This is a genomic window from Saccharopolyspora karakumensis, from assembly GCF_004349225.1.
Taxonomy (GTDB): Bacteria; Actinomycetota; Actinomycetes; order Mycobacteriales; family Pseudonocardiaceae; genus Saccharopolyspora; species Saccharopolyspora endophytica.
The window spans coordinates 62,694-82,109 of record NZ_SMLA01000025.1; the positions used below are offsets into that span (position 1 = coordinate 62,694).

Consider the following 19,416-nt stretch of genomic DNA (forward strand, 5'->3'; position numbering starts at 1 on the left):
TCACGGTACGGGTTCCAGACGATCTGCCTGAACTAACACCGGAAACGAGCCGCATACTGCTAGCAATACTGATCGAGCTGACCGAGGTCGAGGCTCCGGATGGGCCTCCGGGTGGAGGGATCACATGACTGTTGAAATCAGCGGAGACCCCTGGTCGACGCTAGATGAGCTGCTCGGTGTCGACGCGGTCGAGCCGGTCGAGGAAGGGATCGGGCCAGTGGCGTTCTACGGACGCTGCTCAACCGAGGACAACCAAGACCCCGAGACCTCTCTGGGATGGCAGCTGGGCAACGCGAGCAAGTTCGTCGAGCCGCTGGGCGGCACGATCGCGGCCGAGTACTTCGACGTGGGGCAGTCGCGGTCGGTGCCGTGGGAGCGGCGTCGCGAGGCGCAGCGGCTGCTGGCGGCGTTGAAGGACCCGAACCGCGGGTGGAACGCCGTTGTGGTGGGTGAAGGGACTCGGTGCTGGTTCGGCAACCAGTTCTCGCTGATCGCCCCGAAGTTCGCCGCCCACGGAGTCGAGCTGTGGGTGCCGGAGCTCGGCGGGAAGTTCGACGAGCGCAACCCGTCGCACAAGATGTTGATGAACGTGCTCGGCGGCATGAGTGAGTCGGAGCGCCAGCACGTGCAGGCCCGGGTGCGGGCGGCCATGGATGCTCAGGTGCTCAACGAAGGTCGCCACCAGGGCGGTCGGGCACCGTACGGCTACAAGGTCGTGGACGCCGGCCCGCACCCGAACCCCTCCCGGGCTGCGGACGGGTACCGGCTGAAGGTGCTCGCCATCGACGAGGAGGTCGTCGAGGTCGTGCGCCGGATCTTTGCCGAGTACCTCAGCGGCAGGGGCGACCGCGCGATCGCCAACGGGCTGAACCGCGACGGCATCCCGTGTCCCTCGGCTCGTCGGCCGGAGCAGAACCGGCACCGGCTGGCTGACGGGTGGCAGGGCAGCACGGTCCGGGCGATCCTCGAGAACCCTCGCTACACCGGCTACGCGTTCTTCGGGCGCTGGACCAGGCAGGAGCAGCTCATCGATTCGGACGACGTGGCCGCCGGGTACGTGATCCGCTTCCGCCGAGCAGGCAGCGAGTCCGTCGTGCGCTCCCGCAAGCCCGCGCACCCCCAGATCATCAGCGTCGAGGACTTCACCCAAGCCCAGCTGCTCCGCCGTTCGAAAGGCGCGGGCAAGTTGCGGACCGCCCGCAAGCTCGAACGCAGCGGGCGTGCGACGAAGCGGACGTACCTGTTCCGAGGACGGGTCCGATGCGCGGTGTGCGGTCGGAAGATGGAAGGCAGCCCTCGTGCTCACGGCATGTACTACCGATGCCCGGCCCGGACGCTCGCCCCGGGATCGCCGGTGCTGGCCGAGCACCCGCCAGCGGTGTACCTGCGCGAGGACCTTCTCAGGGAGTCCGTTAACGGGTGGCTCGGTAGTTTGTTCGCACCGGATCAGATCGATCAGACGGTGGCGGCGCTGGTCGAGTCACAGGAGTCGCCCGGAGAGTCGTCTGTGTCCCTCGAAGCGGCCAAAACGCGACTGGCTGACGCCGAGGCCCGGCTGCGCCGGTTCCAGGACGCGATCGGTGCCGGAGTGGACCCCGCGGCGCTGACCGATGTGATCAACACAGCCCAGGCAGAGCGCGCGGCCGCTCGTGCCGAACTGGAGAACACACCGACGACGAGCGGAGCGATCTCCGAGGCCGAGATCTACGCGATGGTCGATTCTCTCGGCGACGTCCGGTCGGCGCTGTCGAGCGCCGAACCCGAGCGGTTGGCCAGCCTCTACGAGTCCGTTGACCTGCAAGTTCGCTACGAGCCCGGTGAGAGAGCCGCCGAAATAAAAATTCACCCGGCGAACCGGGTGAATAGTGTGCGTGTCCGAGGGGGGACTTGAACCCCCACGCCCATTAGTAGGGCACTAGCACCTCAAGCTAGCGCGTCTGCCATTCCGCCACTCGGACATCTCGGGTCTGCCGCCGTTTCCGGGGCGTTCCCGCTGTGTTGTGTTAATAGATTAGCTCATGGTCATCTGGGCCTCGCAGGGACCCCCCTGTTGGCGCAGCGGGTGATAGAAATGCCTGGTGAGCGAGCACAACGGGATCTCCGGTACTGATCAGGACGCGGGTTTGGCGCTGGCGCAGGACGAGGTCGTTCAGCTGGCCAGCGATCTGATCCGCATCGACAGCACGAACACGGGCGACGCCGACACCCTCGTGCCCGAGCGGGCCGCGGCCGAGTACGTGGCCGAGAAGCTGGGCGAGGTCGGGTACGAGGTGACCTACGTCGAGGCCGGTGACCAGGTGGGCCGGGCGAACGTGGTGGCGCGGCTGCCCGGGGCCGACCCCTCGCGGGGCGGTCTGCTGGTGCACGGGCACCTCGACGCCGTGCCCGCGGATCCGGCCGAGTGGTCGGTGCACCCGTTCTCCGGGGCGGTGCAGGACGGCTACGTGTGGGGGCGCGGGGCCGTGGACATGAAGGACATGCTGGCGATGAGCCTGGCCATCGCCCGCCGCTACAAGCGGGACGGCATCGTGCCGCCGCGCGACATCGTCTTCGCGTTCGTCTCCGACGAGGAGGCGGGCGGTTTCCAGGGGGCGCAGTGGCTGGTGGATCACCGGCCCGAGCTCTTCGAGGGCTGCACCGAGGCGATCAGCGAGGTCGGCGGCTACTCCCTGACGCTCAAGGACGGCGTGCGGGCCTACCTGGTGCAGACCGCGGAGAAGGGCATCCGCTGGCTGAAGCTGCGCGTGCGCGCGCGTGCGGGCCACGGGTCGATGGTGCACCGGGACAACGCGGTCACGCAGCTGTCCGAGGCCGTGGCGAAGCTGGGCAACCACCGGTTCCCGCTGGTCATGACCGACAGCGTCCAGGAGTTCCTCGACGGCGTCAGCGAGATCACCGGCTGGGACTTCCCCGAGGAGGACCTCGAAGGTTCGGTGGCCAAGCTCGGCAACATCTCCCGCATCATCGGGGCGACGCTGCGCGACACCGCCAACCCGACGATGCTCACCGCCGGTTACAAGCACAACGTCATCCCCTCGGTCGCCGAGGCGGCCGTGGACTGCCGCATCCTCCCCGGCCGCGAAGAGGCGTTCGATCGGGAGCTGGCCGACCTGCTGGGGCCTGACGTCGAGCGCGAGTGGGTCGGGCTGCCGCCGGTGGAGACGAAGTTCGAGGGTCGGCTGGTCGAGCAGATGCAGGCCTCGCTGCTGGCCGAGGACCCCGGCGCGAAGGCGCTGCCGTACATGATGTCCGGCGGCACCGACGCCAAGTCCTTCGCCCGGCTGGGCATGAACTGCTACGGCTTCGCCCCGTTGCAGCTGCCCGCCGACCTGGACTTCTCCGCGCTGTTCCACGGCGTGGACGAGCGGGTGCCGGTCGACGCGCTCAAGTTCGGCGTGCGGGTGCTGGACCGCTTCATCCGCAACAGCTGACTGTCGGTGCCGTCTGGTTACATCTCCCGTAGTTGATCATTGTGTCGGGAGGTGTGGCGTGGACTTGGCGCGCTTGGTGGAGAGCTACCTGGAGCACTTGCAGGCTCGCAAGCTCGCGGCCAACTCGTTGCGCGCCTACCGCCGCGACCTGGAGTCGGTGGCCGGTGAGCTCGCCGAGCTCACCGGCACACCGCCCGAGCGGATCGCGGTCGACGACCTCGACCCCTCGATGCTGCGCTCGGCGTTCGCGCGGTTCGCCGCGCGGCGCTCGGCGGCCTCGGTGACGCGGGCCTGGTCGACGTGGAACGGCTTCTTCGGCTTCGGCGTCATCGAAGGTGCGGTGTCGGGCAACCCGATGCAGGTGGTGCCCAAGCCGCGCAGCGCGCCCGCCACGCCGAAGCCGCTGCAGGGGGAGGAGACCCCGGAGCGCTTGCTGCGCCAGGTGGCCGCCGGGGTCCGCAAGGCCCGGAACCCGTGGCCTGAACGCGATCTGGCGATCCTGGCGACCCTGCTGTGCACGGGCGTCCGCTCGGCCGAGCTGCTGGAGCTGACCGTGGCGTCGCTGGCCGGCCGGGCCGGTGATCGGCGGCTGCACGTGCAGGGCAAGGGCGGCAAGAGCCGGTCGATCCCGATCGAGGACAGCCTCGACGGGCTCATCCAGACCTACCTGCGCACCCGCAAGCAGCGCTTCGGCAACCGCCTGCCCGGCGCCGAGCCGCTGTTCGTCGACCACCGGGGCGAGAAGCTCCAGCGCGGTGGCCTGCAGTACCTGGTGCGGCGGTCGTTGCAGGCCGCAGGGGTGTCCGACCGGGTGCAGCCCGGCGCGATGGTGCACGCCCTGCGGCACACCTTCGCCACCCGGCTCGCCGAGGACGGGGCCAGCGCCGCCGAGATCGCCAAGCTGCTCGGTCACTCGTCGATGAACTCCAGCCAGACCTACATCGACGTCACGGCTCGCGAGCAACGGCTCTCGGTGAAGGCCAACCGCACCCTGCGGGTTCTCGGTGAGCTCGGTTAGCCCCAGGTGGAGGTTTCGGCGAGGCCGATGCGGGCGCCGGCGTCGTCGGTCAGCAGCATGGCCTTGCCCAGCACGGGGTGGTCGAGGCGTTCGACCTCGCCGCCGCGTTCGGTGGCGTACCCGGCGACCTCGTCGAGATCGGTGACCGCGAAGTAGCACAGCCAGCCCGGATGACCGGTGGTCTCGCTGCGTCCGGCGATCGCCCGGCCTCCCGAGACGTAGGTGCCCTCCTCGACGGTCCAGCCGAGGATGTCGGCCCAGAACGCGTCGGCGCGGGCCGGTTCGGTGGTGGCCAGTTCGGCCCAGCACGGTTCTCCCGGGCGCGGTTCCGGTGCTTGCGGGCCGTGCTGGGCCCGCCCCTTGGTGACCTGGGCGAGCGAGTTGTCCGGACCGGTCAGCGAGCAGTCCATCGGAGCGCCGGCGAACACCAGGCGGAAGCCCGGGACCTCGTCGGCGCGAGGTTTGCGGATGAAGGCGCAGCGGCGGTTGCCGACCCAGCAGTCCAATCCGGTCTCCACGGGCACCGGTGACCAGTCGAGCACGACTCGGTAGAAGTGGGCAGCAGCCATCGGATCGCGACTGAGCAGGTCGACGCGACGCAAGCCGCGGACCGCAGGACGTGCGGGCACCGTCGTTTCCTCGCCACCGGGGATCAGTTCATCTTGCCACCCGCGCATGCCGGCACAATGCTCCGTTCGTCCCAGGGCATCGTGGGTCGTGCCGGGAGCGCGTGGTGGTGTTCGGGAGTTCAGCGCAGGCGCTCGAGCTCAGCGGCGACGTCCACGACCTGGGCCGCGAGCTTGCGCAGGTCGGACCGGTCGGCGTCGTCGTCGACCGCGGTCACCACGTCCTCGGCCGCGCAGCGCAGCTGGAACAGGCGGTCCTGCAGATCGGCGAGCTCGGCGGCCGAGAGCACCACCGAGTCCTCGGGGAGCCCGCCGCGCTGCACCGCCGTCCTGCGCTCGTAGGCGCGCTGCCGGCAGGCCTGCGCGCAGTACAGACGCGGCCGGCCCTGCCGTCCGGAGTCGGGTACGCGCCTGCCGCACCAGGCGCAGTGACGCACCTGGCGAGCTCGTCGGGTGGGCTCGACGGAGTTGTCCACGGTGATCACGTTAGTCAACACCGGTGATCTCCGTGGAGTCGCCACGCCGACTCCGACGCCACCGGCCCGACACCGGCCGGTCACCTGCGTGCGGCAGAGTGGCGGGCGTGACGCATCCCTTCCTGGACGGGCCGTGGCCGCGCGCGTTCGCCCACCGCGGCTGGCACCTCGGCGATCTGGCCGAGATGGAGAACTCGCTGAGCGCCTTCCGCGCCGCCGCGAACGAGGGCTACCGCTACATCGAGACCGATGTGCACGCCACCGGCGACGGTGTCGCCGTCATCCACCACGACGCATCGCTCGATCGCACCACCGATCGCGACGGCGAGATCGCGAGCCTGCCGTTCTCGGAGGTGTCGCGGGCCAGGATCGCCGGGCGGGAACCGGTCGCGAGCCTCGACGCGGCGCTGGAGGAGTTCCCCGACCTGCTGTTGAACATCGACGTCAAGGCCGACAGCGCCGCTGGTCCGGTGCTGCGGACCGTGCGCAGGCACAACGCCTGGGACCGGGTGTGCCTGGCCTCCTTCGTCGACCGGCGCCTGACCCTGCTGCGCAAGGTCGGCGGCCCGAGGCTGCTGACCTCCACCGGCCAGCGCGGCGTCGCCGCCCTCTGGGCCTGGTCCCGACTGCCGTGGACCCCACCACCGTCGGCGGTCACCTCCCCGACCGGATTTCAGTGGAAATCCGGTGAGGGGGGTGAGCGGGGGTTGATCCGGGGTGCGGCTGTGCAGGTTCCCGCGCGGCACAAGGGGCTCGAGGTCGTCGATGAGCCGTTCGTCGGGTTGGCTCATCGGTGGGGTGTCGAGGTGCACGTGTGGACGGTCGACGAGCCGTCGGAGATGCTGCGGTTGCTGGACCTGGGCGTGGACGGGCTGGTCAGCGACCGCCCGGACCTGCTGAACCGGCTCCTGCGGGAGCGGGCCGCGGACCCCGCCCGGAGCTGAGCGGACGAAGTCTCTCCGAACGTGCGCGAGTGCGTCTCACGCGGGAACCGGTAGCCAGTATGGTGCCCCCAATCGAGTGATCCACTCCGCGGAGGACCGAACGGAATGAGCGTGATGGACAGCGAAGCGGCACCGGGGGCCGCGCAGCGCCGCCGGGAACAACGCGGGTGGTGCTGGTACGACTGGGCCAACTCGGTCTTCCCGACATCGGTGACCACGGTCTTCCTCTCGCTCTACCTGACCTCGGTGGCCACCGCCGCGGCCAAGGCCGACGTCGCGCGCAACGGGCTCAACGCCTGCGCGGGCGACAACTCCCTGGTCAACTGCGACATCTCGTTCCTGGGGCTGGCTTTCCCCGCCGGTTCGCTGTGGGGCTACCTGCTGTCGGTGGCCACGGTGGTGCAGGTGGTGGTGCTGCCGATCACCGGCGCGATCGCCGACCGCACCCAGAACAAGCGGCTGATGCTGGCGCTGTTCGCCTTCGGCGGCGCGATCACCACGGGGCTGCTGGCGCTGGTGGCCGGGCAGAACTGGCAGCTGGGCGTGGTGCTGTTCATCATCGGCAACATCTGCTTCGGCGCCTCGATCGTCGTCTACTACTCGTTCCTGCCGGAGATCGCCGACGCCGACGAGCGCGACAACGTCTCCACCCGCGGCTGGGCGATCGGCTACCTCGGCGGCGGCACCGCGCTGGCGCTGCACCTGGTCATCTACCTCGGCCACGACGCCGTCGGCCTGTCCGAATCGGCGGCCGTGCGCCTGATCTTCTTCTCCTCGGGCATCTGGTGGGCGGTGTTCACGCTGCTGCCGCTGACCGCGCTGCGCCGGCACCAGGCCGCCGAGGGTGGCGACAAGGGGACCGCGGCGGTCACCGCGGGCTTCAAGCAGCTGATCGGCACCCTGCGCGAGGCCAAGCACTTCCCGCTCACGCTGGCGTTCCTGGGCTCCTACTGGATCTACACCGACGGCATCTCGACGGTCTCCCAGGTCTCGGCGCAGTACGGCAGCCTGGAGCTCAAGCTGCCGCAGGACTCGCTGATCGTGACGTTGCTGATCGTGCAGTTCATCGCCTTCGTCGGCGGCGTGCTGCACGGCGTGCTGGCCCGCCGCATCGGCGCGAAGAAGACCATCCTGATCAGCCTGGCGACCTGGCTGCTGGTGCTGGTGGCCGCCTACTTCGTGCAGGCCGGGCAGGAGATGCAGTTCTACGGACTGGCCGTGGGAATCGGCATGGTCCTCGGGGGCACCAATGCGCTGTCCCGTTCGTTGTTCAGCCAGATGATTCCACCGGGCCGCGAGGCCGAGTACTTCTCCCTCTACGAGGTGGGGGAACGCTCGACGTCGTGGCTGGGGCCGCTGGTGTTCGCCGGCGTCGGTCAGGCGACCGGTTCGTTCCGGCTGGCCATCATCTCGCTGGTCGTCTTCTTCGCGGTCGGCCTGGTGCTGGTCGCGCTGGTGCCGGTCCGCAGGGCCATCGAGGCGGTGGGCAACCGGGCCCCGGAACTCCTCTAGCGCGTGTGCGCAGAGTGATCAGGCGTGTTCGTCTCGCGATCGAGCGGGCATTGCTCCATGCTGGTGATCTAGGAGTGCTGGGGAATCCGCAGAAACGGAATATGCCAGTACGCTGCGTTGTGATCACGAGGAGGATCATGGCACTACGAACGGTCACGTTGTGGATGAAGGGATCGGCCGTACGGGTCGTGATCTGCATCCCACAATGACTAACAATCCAGGGTCCTGCTTGGCGATGGTGACTAGACATCTGGCACTATCACCCGTTCGAACCCACTTGTAGATTGCTGTCGGGAGAACGCGTCACGAACGCCGCTCGACCGCGTCTCTAGGAGGACAGCCGTTGTTGACGGGTGAACAATGTCACCGACGGCGACCAGCAACACGACGCCGGGAACAGATGACGGGTACTCCGTCGTTGCACACGGTGAGCACAACCGCTCGGGCTCTCAGCCCGGGCCGAAGGGAAAGGAACCGTCATGGCCGACCGCGTTCTGCGTGGCAGCCGGCTCGGAGCTGTCAGCTACGAGACCGACCGTAACCACGACCTCGCACCGCGCCGGACGGTGCGCTACGCCTGCCCCAAGAGCCACGAGTTCGAGGTGCCCTTCTCCGACGACGCCGAGGTCCCGCCGACTTGGGAATGCCGCCTGCACGGCACCGAGTCCAAGATCATCGACGGCAACGAACCGGAGCAGAAGAAGGTCAAGCCGCCGCGCACCCACTGGGACATGCTGCTCGAACGGCGCACGATCCCGGAGCTGGAAGAGCTGCTCAACGAGCGACTGGAGCTGCTGCGCGCCCGTCGCGGCCGGTAGAACTCACATACAGGCATGGCAAGCGCCCGAGCACTGCTGCGCTCGGGCGCTTACGTGTGTCTCCATTGATCGAACACTCCGTGGTCACCCTGCCGGGTGGCGGAACCGGGCACGCCTTCTGGCTCCGGGATCCGAGGCTTGTGTATGCCAATACACAGCACGTCGCTGTCCTCCCCAGAAGACGGGTCAGAACCCGCGGCGGTGCCGGTTGATCAGTGGGGTGGTGAGAAACCGGCTTCGCCGGTTGTCTGACGTCGGGTAGTGGCGAGTGTCGCTCCTGCATCACGGCAGCAGGGAGCGGAGTGCTCCTGCTGCTTGGCCGCCTCTGCGGCGCAGGCCCCACTTGGTGACTCGGAGCAGGGCTTCTCGCACGACCTCCGCGTCCATCTTGGAGGCGCCGAGCTCTCGTTCCACGAAGGTGATCGGGACCTCGACGACCGTGAAGCCCGCCTCCACCGAGCGCCAGGCCAGGTCGACCTGGAAGCAGTAGCCCTGCGAAGCGATGTTGTGCAGCTGGACCGTCTCCAGCACCTCCCGCCGGTACACCCGGTAGCCGGAGGTGATGTCGTTGATCGGCACGCCCAGCGCCAGCTTCGAGTAGACGTTGGCGCCCCGCGACAGGAACTCCCGGTACCAGGGCCAGTTCACCGTGCGGCCGCCGGTCACGTAGCGCGACCCCAGCACCACGTCCGCGCCGGTCCCGCTGTCACCGAGCATGCCCACCAGCCGCGGCAGGTCCTCCGGGGCGTGCGAACCGTCGGCGTCCATCTCCATGATCGCCGAGTAGTCGCGGGCCAGCGCCCACTCGAACCCGGCGACGTACGCGGCCCCCAGACCGGCCTTCTCGGTGCGGTGCAGGACGTGCAACCGGTCGTCGGAAGCGGCCAGCCGGTCGGCCAGCTCGCCGGTGCCGTCCGGGCTGCCGTCGTCGACCACCAGCACGTTCGCCGCGGGCAGCGCGTTGAACAGCCGCCGCACGATCGGCTCCAGGTTCTCCCGCTCGTCATAGGTGGGGATCACCACCAGCACCTTCTCGGCCGGGGCTTGCCTCGCCATCCACATCCTCCTAGCCGGTCGCCGCCGACCGGCCGTGCACTCGTTCGTCGTTCAGGCGTCGGACTTCCTCGACCGCCACCCGGCGGCCGCGATCGCGCCCACCCCCAGCACCGCCAGTGTCCACATCGGAACCGAGCCGAGCTCGGTGGCCGGTGTCCGGTTCGCGCGCAGCGGAACCTCGGCGGTCAAGTTCTGCTCGGTGAACAGCTCGGTCTGCGCGGTCACCGAACCGTCCGGCGCCACCACCGCGCTCACCCCGCTGGTGGCCCCGACCAGCACCGTCCGGCCGGTCTCCACCGCGCGCAGCCGCGACATCGCCAGCTGCTGGTAGCTCATCTCCGAATGCCCGTACCAGGCGTTGTTGGTGGGCACCGCCAGCAGCGTCGCCCCCTGGGCCGCGGCCGGGCCGAAGACGTCGTTGTAGGCGACGTCGTAGCAGACGCCCACGCCCAGCTTCAGGCCCGCGACGTCGATCACGCCCGGCTCCTGGCCCGGGGTCATGTCCGACTGGAAGCGGTCCACGAACGGGCTGACCAGCCGCGCGACCTCCCGCATCGGGATCGTCTCGGCGAAGGGGACCAGGTGCTTCTTGACGTAGCGGTCGCCGAACCCGGTTCCCGGGTCCCAGCGCACGACCTGGTTGTGCAACTGGCCGTCGCGGTCCTGGCCGAGTCCGCCGACGATCAGCGGCACGCCCAGCTGGGAGGCGATCGCCGACAGCTCCGGGTCGGTGCGTTCGGGACCCCAGCTGCCGACCTGCTCGGGGAACAGCACGAAATCGGGGCGTGGGGTCCGTCCGGCGCGCACGTCGTCGACGAGCTTCTGCGCCGCGCGCACGTGGTTGTCGTGCAGGACGTCGTCCTCGTAGAGCAGGCCCAGACCGAGGTTGGGGGCGTTGCCCTGCACGATGGCGACCCGCGCGGTCCCGGCGTTGGCGTCGGTGCTCACCAGCGGCCACCACGCCAGGCCGCCCAGGACCGGAACCGCGATCGCGGCCACCGGCACCGCCCAGCGGCGCGGGGAGCGCGCGAGCTCGGCCAGCCCACCGCCGACGAGAGCCACGGCGAAGGAGACGAGGGTCGCGCCGCCGATGGCGGCCAGCGACAGCAGTGGGCCGGTGTCCTGGGTGAAGGCCAACCGACCCCAGGGGAACCCGCCGAAGGGGAACGCGGAGCGCACCGACTCGGCCGCGACGAACACCGCCGCCATCCACACCGGGGCCGCGGGCAGGCGGCTGACCAGCGCCATCCCGGCACCGGCGAGTCCGATGAACAGCGCCTCCACCGCGGCCACGCCCAACCAGGGCCAGGGGCCGAAATCGGCGCCGAGGAAGTCCTGGAGCCAACCCAGCAGCGGCAGCAGGAACGCGAAGCCGAACACCACGCCGTAGCCGAAGCCGGCGCGGGCCTTGCGGTGGCGCACCACGGCGGCCAGCACGGCCAAGGCCAGGGGAGCGACCCACCACGCCTCGCGCGGCGGCGAACCGGCGTAGAGGGCGAATCCGGCGGCGATCACCGCGACCAGGCGCAGCGCCCAGGCGGCCCGTCGTCCGGGAGTGCGGCGATCCGGCTGCGCGACGTCCTGCGCAGGAGCCGTGGGGACTACCACCCGACCAACCTTCTCGGTGCTTTCTCGGCCCCGCCCGGGACCGCCAACGTTGCCGCGTGCCCAGGCACGCCTTCGCCCAAATGTACGCGCCGAGCCGGGTGCGCTCCGCACACAGGCCCTGACCAGGCGATTGACCACCGCGTGTGACGCCGCTTACCCTCGACCGGCCCGGTGATCATCGATGCGCCCGCCGAAAGCGCACCTCAGCGATGGTCGCGCGACGCCCGATCGATCGAACGAAAAGGGGACCGATGAGCACCGGACACGAGGAGATCGGCGGCGGGGCGCACCCGGTCATCGCGCTGCACGGCTGGTTCGGCTCGGCAGCTTCCTGGCGGGTGCTGCACCCGCACCTGGACACGAGCCGGTTCCGCTACGTCTTCCCCGACTACCGCGGTTACGGTGCGCGCATCGACGAGGCGGGCGAGCACACCCTCGCCGAGGCCGCCGCGGACGTCCTCGCCCTGGCCGACCGGCTCGGCCTGGACACGTTCTCGCTGGTCGGCCACTCGATGGGCGGAGCGGTGGCGCAACGGGTCCTGGCCGACGCGCCGCAGCGGGTCCGGGCGCTGGTCGGCATCTCCCCGGTCCCGGCGTCGGGAGTGCCCTTCGACGACCAGGGTTGGGCGCTGTTCTCCGGCGCCGCCGACGATCTCGCCAACCGCCGGGCCATCATCGACCTGACCACCGGCAACAGGCTCACCGCGGTCTGGCTCGACGCGATGGTCGAGCACTCCCGGAAGCACTCCGACCCGGCCGCCGTCGCCGACTACCTGCACGCCTGGGCCAAGACCGACTTCCACGCCGAGATCGACGGGAACCCGGTGCCGGTCAAGGTGATCGCCGGGGAGCACGACCCGGCCCTCGGCGAAGACACCATGAAGGCCACCTTCGCCCAGTGGTACCCCCATTGCGATGTCGAGGTCTTCCCCAACGCGGGCCACTACGCGATCGACGAGACCCCGATCGCCCTGGCCACGACCCTCGAACGCTTCCTGTCCACCAGCACCGTCTAGCGATTCCGCGGACCTCCCCGGTCAGACCGGCAGGAGGGTGGAGACCAGGTGGGTGAGGCGCCGGGTGTTGCGGCACTCGTGCATGTCGGCGATCCGGGCGTAGTCGCGGGCCGCTGAATCGCCCGTCGACCAGCGCGGTTCCGGTTCGGGGTTGAGCCAGAAGACGTGGCGGGCCCGCTGCTTGATGGTGTGCAGGGCGTCGAGGTTGGGGTTCCAGCCGTTCGTCCTGGCATCGCCGAGGACGAGGACCGACGTGCGCGGCCCCACCGCGTCCAGGTACTTGTCGGTGAACTCGGCCAGCGCGTTGCCGTAGTCGCTGCTGTCGTGCCAGCCGGTGACCGCGGCCTCGGTGAGGATGTTGCGCCCGAGCTCGACGGGATCGGCCGCGCCCGGCTCGATCATGCGGGTGACCTCGTCGGTGCGGTTGACGAAGGCGAAGACCCGGATCTTGCGGAACTGGTCGTGCAGGGCTTGGACCAGCAGCATCGTGAAGTTGGCGAATCCGGCGACCGAACCCGACACGTCGCACAGCAGCACGATCTCGGGGCGCGCCGGGCGGTGGTGGGCGTAGGCCGGGCGCAGCGGGACGCCGCCGGTGGACAGCGATCGGCGCAGCGTGCGCCGCAGGTCGATGGTTCCCCTGGCGGCTCGACGTCGCCGGGCGGCCATGCGCGTGGCGAGCTTGCGCGCCAGCGGCTGCACGGCGCGGCGGAGGTCGGCCAGCTGCTCGCGGCCGGCGTTGAGGAAGTCGACCTGGTCGGCGCTCGGCGCGATGGCGTGCTTGGCGACGTGGTCGGCGCCGCGCAGTTCCGCGGAGCGGCGGCGCGCCTCGGTGCGCACGCGTTCGCGGAAGGTGTCGATGCGGCGGCGGATCTCGTCGCGGTCGAGCCGATCGGTGAAGTCCTCCTCGGCGTCACCGCGCATCGCCGCGAGCACTCGGGCCAGCAGCGTCTGCGGCTGCAGGCGTTCCAGCGTCTGGTGCGCCGACCAGCCCTGCGGGCCGTCCGCGCCGCCGAACCGCCCGAGCGCGTCCACGGCCTCTCCGGCCAGCTGTCCCAGCGCGCCCGAGTCGTCACCTGCCAGGGCTTGCACCAACCGCTGTTCGAGGTCGGATTCGTCGCCGTTGCGGGCGCTCTCGGGCGCTCCCACCCCGGCGGGGAAGTAGAGGTCGAACGCGGCGTCGAAGGCCTTGCGCTGCCCGTCGGCGCGCAGCAGGGCCGCGGCCAGTCCTTCCCGCAGGCGTTCCCGGTCGGCCATCCCGAGGACTTCCAAAGCCGCTGCGGCGTCGACGGTTTCGCCCGGGCCGACGCGCACGCCCTGCTCGCGCAGCGCGCCGGCGAAGCCGACCAGGCGGGCCTGCAACGTCATGGCACGACCAGCTTCTCGGTGGCGCGGCGGACGTCGTCCTGGTGCTTGAGGATCACCCCGAGGCTGTCGCGCACCACCTCCTCGTCGAGGGTGTCCGCGCCGAGCGCGAGCAGCGTGCGCGCCCAGTCGATCGTCTCGGCCACCGACGGTGACTTGCGCAGCTGCATCCCGCGCAGCGCTCCCACCACCTCCACGACCGATCCGGTCAGCGCCTCGTCGAGACCCGGCACCTTGAGCCGCACGATCCGCTGCTCCAGCTCGGCGTCGGGGAAGTCGATGTGCAGGAACAGGCAGCGGCGGCGCAGCGCTTCGGACAGCTCGCGGGTGGCGTTGGAGGTCAGCACCACGAACGGCCGCTGCGACGCGCTGATCGTGCCGAGCTCGGGAACGGTGACCTGGAAGTCGCTGAGCACCTCCAGCAGCAGTCCTTCGACCTCGACGTCGGCCTTGTCGGTCTCGTCGATGAGCAGCACCGTGGGCTCGTCCCCGCTGATCGCCGTCAGCAGCGGCCTGGACAGCAGGAACTCCTCGCTGAAGATGTCGGTGCGGGCCTCGTCCCAGGTCTCGTCGCGGCCGGCGGTGATGCGCAGCAGCTGCTTGGCGTGGTTCCACTCGTAGAGCGCTCGCGCCTCGTCGATGCCCTCGTAGCACTGCAACCGCACCAGCCGCGCTTCGGCGACGGCGGCGACGGCCTTGGCCAGCTCGGTCTTGCCGACTCCGGCCGGGCCTTCGACGAGAAGCGGTTTGCCGAGCTTGTCGGCGAGGAACACCGTGGTGGCCACGGCGGTGGAGGCCAGGTAGCCGGTTTCGGCCAGCTTCTCGACGACGTCGTCGACCGACTCGAAGATGCCCGTTCGCCCGTCGGTCACCGCACGCTCCCCTCGCCGAATCCCATACCGAACGGTTGCTCAGCGCGCGGGCTCGTGTCCAACGGAAGTGATGCCGGTCACGTGCAGCGGAAAGTGGTGTCGTGCAAGCCCGTCGCGCCGTCGGGGACGACGCCCTGGCGCGCTTCGGTCTGCGGTGTTCCGGTGCGGTCGATGGCGCGGCACTGCACCACGTGCTCTCCCGGTGGGAGGTCGAGCCTGGCCCGCCACATGCGCCACGTGTCGCGGCCGACCTCGGTGGCCAGCTCGGCGGTCTGCCACGGCCCGCCGTCGACGCGGACCTGCACGGCGTCGATGCCGGTGTGCTGCGCCCACGCGATCCCCGCGACCGTCACCGCACCGGCCGGGACCTGCGCTGCCCGCTGCGGGCGGTCGATGCGCGACTGGGTCTTGATCGGCCCGTGCTGCGCCCAGCCGCGCTGCTGCCAGTAGGCGCGCCGGTCGAAGGTGGTGACCTCGGCGTCGACCAGCCACTTGGTGGCCGAGACGTAGCCGTAGAGGCCGGGAACGACCATGCGCACCGGGAACCCGTGCTTGGCCGGCAGCGGCTCGCCGTTCATCTCGAACGCCAGCAGCGCACCCCGGTCGGGTTCCAGCAGCAAGTCCACGGGGGTTCCCGCGGTGTAGCCGTCGGCGCTGGTGGTCAGCAGCTGCTGCGCTCCCGGCCGGACCCCGGCCTCCAGCAGCAGGTCGCGGACCGGCACCCCGACGAAGTGGGCCGTGGAGATCAGGTTCCCGCCGACCTCGTTGGACACGCACGCGAGGGTGATCGTCCGCGCTTCCAGCCGCCGGTTGATCAGGTCGGTGAACGACAGGTCCAGCTCCCGGTCGACCATGCCGTGCAGCCGCAACCGCCAGTTCTCGGCGCGCAGCTGCGGCACGACCAGAGCGGTGTCGATCCGGTAGAAGTCGCGGTTGGCGGTCAGGAACGTCGGCGTGCCGTCGGCGACGAAGTCCGCACCCGCCGGGATCGGGGGCGGCGGGATCTTCGGCAACCGGCCCGCCACCGCCTCCCGCGAGGCCGTCACCCCGGCCCCCTTCGACAGCGAACTCCCTCCGATGCCGGCCAACCCGGCCCCGACCACGACCAGACCGGAGGTCGCCAGGAACCGACGTCGGTCGATCTCGGTGGCCACCGGAGCCCGTCCTGCGCGGTGCAGCCAGGCGAACACGGCCACTCCCACCGCCCCCGCGACCAGCGAGGGCAGCGGCCCGCGCTCCGGTCGGCTCAGCGCCGCCATCACGCCGACCAGCCCGAACGCTCCGATCAGCAGTGCGCCCGGCAGCGCCGAGCGTCGCGAGGACAGCCCCGCGACCACCGCGAGCGCGGCGATGACCAGCGCCATGCCGACGATCAGCGCTCGCTTGTCGGCGGTGCCGAACACCGCCACCGCCAACTCCTTCACACCCGGCGGCACCAGGTCGATGAAGGCGCCACCGACGGCCACCGGGGGAGCGGTGCGCGGATCGGCGAATCCGGCGACCAGGTGCCCGGCGGCCAGCGCGGAACCCGCCGCGAGCAGTCCGATCGTGGCCGCACGGCCACGGGAGAGCGAAGTCATGCCTCCATTCGAACCCGGTTCACCGGTCGTGGCCAGAGTTCGGGCTGGTGCGTAAGAGAGCTGAAAGTTCTTGTGAAAAGATGACATCGTCGCTCGTGCGGGGACGTCGCGGCCGCCGCCGACCTAGCGTCCGGGCGTGCGAATTCTGCTGACCGGCGCCGCCGGGTTCATCGGCTCCGCCATCGCCGGCACCCTCACCGCCCACGGCCACGAGATCGTCGCGCTCGACGCGCTGCTGCCGCAGGCCCACGGCGTCCCTCCCGAGACCCGGCACCCGCTGGTGCGCGGGGACGTGCGCGACGCCGACCTGCTGCGCGAACTGCTGAACGGGGTGGACGCGGTCTGCCACCAGGCCGCGATGGTCGGCCACGGCGTCGACCCCTCCGACATGCCCGATTACGCCGCCCACAACGACCTCGGCACGGCGGTGCTGCTGGCCGCGATGCACGAGACCGGCGTGCGACGGCTGGTGCTGGCCTCCTCGATGGTGGTCTACGGGGAAGGCCGCTACCGCTGCGCCGAACACGGTCCGGTCCGTCCCGGGCAGCGACGTGCCGAGGACGTCCAGGCCGGTCGGTTCGAGCCGCCGTGCCCGCAGTGCGCCGAACCCCTGGAACCCGAGCAGGTGCCCGAGGACGCCCCGCTCGACCCGCGCAGCACCTACGCGGCCACCAAGCTCGCGCAGGAGCACTTGGCGGCGGCCTGGGCCCGCCAGACTGGGGGTGAGGTGCGCGCTCTGCGCTACCACAACGTCTACGGCCCCTGGATGCCCAGCGGCACCCCGTACGCCGGGGTGGCCTCGCTGTTCCGCTCCGCGCTGCACCGGGGCCTGGCCCCGACGGTGCTGGAGGACGGCCGGCAGCGGCGCGACTTCGTGCACGTCCGCGACGTCGCCGCCGCCAACCGCGCCGCGCTGGAGACCCCCGGCCAGCCGGGGGAGCTGGACGCGGTCAACATCTGCTCCGGGCAGCCGCACACCATCGGAGAACTCGCGGAAACCCTGTCGCAGGCCTGCGGCGGTCCGGAGCCGCAGGTGGTGGGCGGGGCGCGGCCCAACGACGTCCGGCACGTCGTCGCCGACCCGGCCAAGGCCCGGCGGGTGCTCGGATTCCGCGCGACGGTCGAATTCGCCGACGGGGTCCGGGAATTCGCCCAAGCCCCGCTACGCGACGCCGTCGGCCAGCGGTAGCCGCACCTCGAACCGGCAACCGGGACCGTGGTTGCGGGCGTGGATCTCGCCGTGGTGGGCCTGCACCAGGCCGCGCGCGATCGCCAGCCCCAGCCCCGCCCCGGCCGGTTCCCGCTCGTTGTCCCCCCGCGCGTGATCGCCCCGGTAGGCCACCTCGAAGACCCGCTCCAGCTCCGCCGCGTCGATGCCGCCGCACCCGTCGTCGACCCGCAACCACGCCTGACGGCCCTCCCTGCCCGCGGTGAGCACCACCGAACCACGCGGCGGGGTGTGCCGGATGGCGTTGGACAGCAGGTTGCGCACCACGCGCGCCAGTTCGGCGTCGCTGCCGGAGACCACCGGCCACTGCTCGGTCTCGGTGGCCAGCCGCACGCCGCGCCGCTGCGCGCGCGGGTGCTCGGCGGCGACGGCCTCGTTGACCACGTCGTGCAGCGGCACGGCGGAGAACTCCAGGTGCAGCGCGCCCGCGGTGATCCGGGAGAGCTCGAACAGGTCGTCCACCATCCGCGACAGCCGCTCGGTCTCGCCCTGGATCCGGTTCGCGTAGGAGCAGATCTCGTCGGGCTCGTCCACCACGCCGTCGGCCAGCGCCTCGGCCATCGCGCGGATGCCCGCCAGCGGGGTCCGCAGGTCGTGGCTGATCCAGGCCACCAGCTCCCGGCGGGAGGCCTCGGCGGCGCGTTCGCGGGCGCGGGCCTCGCGCTCCCACACGCTCCGGCGCGCGATGTTGCGTCCCAGCACCACCGCCGCCGGCACGGTGATGACCCCGACGGCGGTGCAGATGACGACCACGGTGGTCAGCAGCGGGCCGAACATGAACCCGGTGACGCCGAGGACGCCGGCCATGGTGGCCAGCAGCGGCACCAGCACGAGCACGGTGAGCGCGGTCGCCAGCGAGCGGTGCCGGAGCAGGGAGAGCAGCCCGGCGCCGATCAGCGCCACCGGCAGGGACAGGCCGATCGCGTACGGCGCGACGTGGGTGAGCTCGGTCAGCAGGTCCATCAGCCCGCCTCGGGGTCGTAGCGGTAGCCGACGCCCCACACGGTGCTGATCCGGTGGGGGCGGTCGGGTCTCGGCTCGATCTTCTCCCGCAGTCGTCTCATGTGGACGGTCACGGTGGACTGATCGCCGAAGTTCCAGCCCCACACCGATTCCAGCAACTCGGCGCGGGTGAAGGCCCGGCCCGGGTTGCGCATCATGTAGGCCAGCAGGTCGAACTCGCGCGTGGTCAGCGACAGCTCGACGCCGTCGAGCGCGCAGCGGCGAGCACCCGGGTCGAGCACCAGGGCGCCGTCCACGATGGACTCCTGCGCGGCGGGCGGGGCGTGGGTGGCGCGGCGAAGCACGGACGTGACCCGCAGCACCAGCTCCCGCGGGCTGAAGGGTTTGACCACGTAGTCGTCGGCGCCCAGCTCCAGACCGGCGACCCGGTCGGACTCCTCGCCGAGCGCGGTCAGCATCACCACCGGGACCGGCCCGCGCTCGCGCACCCTGCGGCACACCTCCAGGCCCCCGATGCCCGGCAGCATCAGGTCCAGCACGATCAGATCCGGCCTGCGTTCGGCGTTGCTGCGCAGGGCGGTTTCGCCGTCGCCGGCGAGGTCGACCTGGTAGCCGGCGCGCTCCAGGTAGCGGCGGACGACGTCGCGCACCGCGTGGTCGTCGTCGACGACCAGCACCCGTCCGGAGTGTTCCCGCATCCCGATCACCAGCTCGTCGCGATCACGTGGTTGACCGCCAGCGCGGTCACCGCCTGCGCGCCCAGCCACCAGCGCCGGGAACCGGCGGGCAGCAGGGCGCCGCCCACAGCGAACCACACCCCGAACGGCAACCAGATCCGTTCGACCTCAGCCTTGCTCAACCCGGACAGATCCGCCACCAGCACAGCCACCCCGGCAGCCAGGA

At 70.8% G+C, this 19,416-nt stretch carries 17 protein-coding genes, 1 tRNA gene and 1 pseudogene; 8 read left to right on the forward strand and 11 right to left on the reverse strand.

From position 1 onward, the window contains the following. Window positions 1-124: 124 nt before the first annotated feature. On the forward strand, window positions 125-1,891 hold the full coding sequence (locus tag E1202_RS17400) for a recombinase family protein (protein ID WP_132684212.1): 1,767 nt from the start codon (window positions 125-127) through the stop codon (window positions 1,889-1,891). On the opposite strand, the gene E1202_RS17405 is transcribed toward E1202_RS17400, so the two are convergent. Next, window positions 1,873-1,958, reverse strand: a tRNA-Leu gene (locus E1202_RS17405). The genes E1202_RS17400 and E1202_RS17405 overlap by 19 nt on opposite strands. Window positions 1,959-2,078: 120 nt before the next feature. On the opposite strand from E1202_RS17405, the gene E1202_RS17410 reads away from it, so the two are divergent. Together E1202_RS17410 and E1202_RS17415 are read left to right on the forward strand one after the other, a co-directional pair. Continuing rightward, window positions 2,079-3,431 carry a M20/M25/M40 family metallo-hydrolase gene (locus tag E1202_RS17410; RefSeq protein WP_132684213.1) on the forward strand — a complete coding sequence of 451 codons (1,353 nt, stop codon included), beginning with the start codon at window positions 2,079-2,081 and terminating at the stop codon, window positions 3,429-3,431. Window positions 3,432-3,489: 58 nt separating this feature from the next. Then, window positions 3,490-4,449 carry a tyrosine-type recombinase/integrase gene (locus tag E1202_RS17415; protein ID WP_132684214.1) on the forward strand — a complete coding sequence of 320 codons (960 nt, stop codon included), beginning with the start codon at window positions 3,490-3,492 and terminating at the stop codon, window positions 4,447-4,449. On the opposite strand, the gene E1202_RS17420 is transcribed toward E1202_RS17415, so the two are convergent. Next, window positions 4,446-5,078 (reverse strand): VOC family protein, encoded by a 633-nt coding sequence (locus E1202_RS17420; protein ID WP_235878564.1) that lies wholly within the window; start codon window positions 5,076-5,078, stop codon window positions 4,446-4,448. The genes E1202_RS17415 and E1202_RS17420 overlap by 4 nt on opposite strands. A gap of 119 nt (window positions 5,079-5,197) precedes the next feature. Continuing rightward, the gene (locus E1202_RS17425; RefSeq protein ID WP_408006681.1) at window positions 5,198-5,572 is read right to left on the reverse strand and encodes a hypothetical protein; all 375 of its coding nucleotides are present in this window, start codon (window positions 5,570-5,572) and stop codon (window positions 5,198-5,200) included. An 86-nt stretch (window positions 5,573-5,658) separates the two neighbouring features. Here E1202_RS17425 and E1202_RS17430 point away from each other — a divergent pair, with 86 nt between their 5' ends. From E1202_RS17430 to E1202_RS17440, 3 genes are all read left to right on the forward strand, one after another. Further along, window positions 5,659-6,495: a glycerophosphodiester phosphodiesterase gene (locus E1202_RS17430; RefSeq protein ID WP_132684216.1), complete on the forward strand. Its 837-nt coding sequence runs from the start codon at window positions 5,659-5,661 to the stop codon at window positions 6,493-6,495. 105 nt (window positions 6,496-6,600) lie between these two features. Next, the gene (locus E1202_RS17435; RefSeq protein WP_132684217.1) at window positions 6,601-8,007 is read left to right on the forward strand and encodes an MFS transporter; all 1,407 of its coding nucleotides are present in this window, start codon (window positions 6,601-6,603) and stop codon (window positions 8,005-8,007) included. 479 nt (window positions 8,008-8,486) lie between these two features. Next, window positions 8,487-8,825 carry an RNA polymerase-binding protein RbpA gene (locus tag E1202_RS17440; RefSeq protein WP_132619748.1) on the forward strand — a complete coding sequence of 113 codons (339 nt, stop codon included), beginning with the start codon at window positions 8,487-8,489 and terminating at the stop codon, window positions 8,823-8,825. Between the two features lie 282 nt (window positions 8,826-9,107). Here E1202_RS17440 and E1202_RS17445 read toward each other — a convergent pair whose 3' ends face one another. Together E1202_RS17445 and lnt are read right to left on the reverse strand one after the other, a co-directional pair. Next, window positions 9,108-9,881, reverse strand: a complete 774-nt coding sequence (locus tag E1202_RS17445) for a polyprenol monophosphomannose synthase (protein ID WP_132684218.1) — start codon at window positions 9,879-9,881, stop codon at window positions 9,108-9,110. Window positions 9,882-9,932: 51 nt separating this feature from the next. Next, window positions 9,933-11,489 (reverse strand): apolipoprotein N-acyltransferase, encoded by a 1,557-nt coding sequence (lnt, locus tag E1202_RS17450; RefSeq protein WP_235878566.1) that lies wholly within the window; start codon window positions 11,487-11,489, stop codon window positions 9,933-9,935. 251 nt (window positions 11,490-11,740) lie between these two features. Between lnt and E1202_RS17455 the strand changes: the two genes are divergently transcribed. Then, complete coding sequence (locus E1202_RS17455; RefSeq protein ID WP_132684219.1) at window positions 11,741-12,505, forward strand: alpha/beta fold hydrolase; 765 nt, start codon at window positions 11,741-11,743, stop codon at window positions 12,503-12,505. A 21-nt stretch (window positions 12,506-12,526) separates the two neighbouring features. Here the strand turns inward: E1202_RS17455 and E1202_RS17460 are convergent, their stop codons facing one another. The 3 genes from E1202_RS17460 to E1202_RS17470 form a co-directional block, all read right to left on the reverse strand. Beyond that, window positions 12,527-13,873 carry a vWA domain-containing protein gene (locus E1202_RS17460; RefSeq protein WP_132684220.1) on the reverse strand — a complete coding sequence of 449 codons (1,347 nt, stop codon included), beginning with the start codon at window positions 13,871-13,873 and terminating at the stop codon, window positions 12,527-12,529. Beyond that, window positions 13,870-14,742 (reverse strand): AAA family ATPase, encoded by an 873-nt coding sequence (locus E1202_RS17465; RefSeq protein ID WP_132684221.1) that lies wholly within the window; start codon window positions 14,740-14,742, stop codon window positions 13,870-13,872. Before E1202_RS17465 ends, E1202_RS17460 begins: the two co-directional genes overlap by 4 nt. Window positions 14,743-14,819: 77 nt before the next feature. Continuing rightward, on the reverse strand, window positions 14,820-16,322 hold the full coding sequence (locus E1202_RS17470) for a molybdopterin-dependent oxidoreductase (RefSeq protein ID WP_132684222.1): 1,503 nt from the start codon (window positions 16,320-16,322) through the stop codon (window positions 14,820-14,822). 136 nt (window positions 16,323-16,458) lie between these two features. On the opposite strand from E1202_RS17470, the gene E1202_RS17475 reads away from it, so the two are divergent. After that, the gene (locus tag E1202_RS17475) at window positions 16,459-17,511 is read left to right on the forward strand and encodes an NAD-dependent epimerase/dehydratase family protein (protein ID WP_132684223.1); all 1,053 of its coding nucleotides are present in this window, start codon (window positions 16,459-16,461) and stop codon (window positions 17,509-17,511) included. On the opposite strand, the gene E1202_RS17480 is transcribed toward E1202_RS17475, so the two are convergent. The 3 genes and pseudogenes from E1202_RS17480 to E1202_RS17490 form a co-directional block, all read right to left on the reverse strand. Then, complete coding sequence (locus E1202_RS17480; RefSeq protein WP_132684224.1) at window positions 17,485-18,513, reverse strand: sensor histidine kinase; 1,029 nt, start codon at window positions 18,511-18,513, stop codon at window positions 17,485-17,487. The two genes, E1202_RS17475 and E1202_RS17480, sit on opposite strands and share 27 nt — an antisense overlap. Beyond that, window positions 18,513-19,211 carry a response regulator transcription factor gene (locus E1202_RS17485; protein ID WP_132684225.1) on the reverse strand — a complete coding sequence of 233 codons (699 nt, stop codon included), beginning with the start codon at window positions 19,209-19,211 and terminating at the stop codon, window positions 18,513-18,515. The genes E1202_RS17480 and E1202_RS17485 overlap by 1 nt, the downstream gene beginning before the upstream one ends. A gap of 5 nt (window positions 19,212-19,216) precedes the next feature. After that, window positions 19,217-19,416 (reverse strand): annotated as a pseudogene (locus E1202_RS17490) (hypothetical protein); the annotation flags it as partial.

What these genes read in the sequence shown, in the direction of transcription:
- E1202_RS17470 (WP_132684222.1), bottom strand. Translation starts at nt 16,322, where the DNA reads ATGACTTCGCTCTCCCGTGGCCGTGCGGCCACGATCGGACTGCTCGCG.
- E1202_RS17480 (WP_132684224.1), bottom strand. Translation starts at nt 18,513, where the DNA reads ATGGACCTGCTGACCGAGCTCACCCACGTCGCGCCGTACGCGATCGGC.
- E1202_RS17440 (WP_132619748.1), top strand. Translation starts at nt 8,487, where the DNA reads ATGGCCGACCGCGTTCTGCGTGGCAGCCGGCTCGGAGCTGTCAGCTAC.
- E1202_RS17445 (WP_132684218.1), bottom strand. Translation starts at nt 9,881, where the DNA reads ATGGCGAGGCAAGCCCCGGCCGAGAAGGTGCTGGTGGTGATCCCCACC.
- E1202_RS17460 (WP_132684220.1), bottom strand. Translation starts at nt 13,873, where the DNA reads ATGACGTTGCAGGCCCGCCTGGTCGGCTTCGCCGGCGCGCTGCGCGAG.
- E1202_RS17485 (WP_132684225.1), bottom strand. Translation starts at nt 19,211, where the DNA reads ATGCGGGAACACTCCGGACGGGTGCTGGTCGTCGACGACGACCACGCG.
- E1202_RS17455 (WP_132684219.1), top strand. Translation starts at nt 11,741, where the DNA reads ATGAGCACCGGACACGAGGAGATCGGCGGCGGGGCGCACCCGGTCATC.
- E1202_RS17400 (WP_132684212.1), top strand. Translation starts at nt 125, where the DNA reads ATGACTGTTGAAATCAGCGGAGACCCCTGGTCGACGCTAGATGAGCTG.
- E1202_RS17435 (WP_132684217.1), top strand. Translation starts at nt 6,601, where the DNA reads ATGAGCGTGATGGACAGCGAAGCGGCACCGGGGGCCGCGCAGCGCCGC.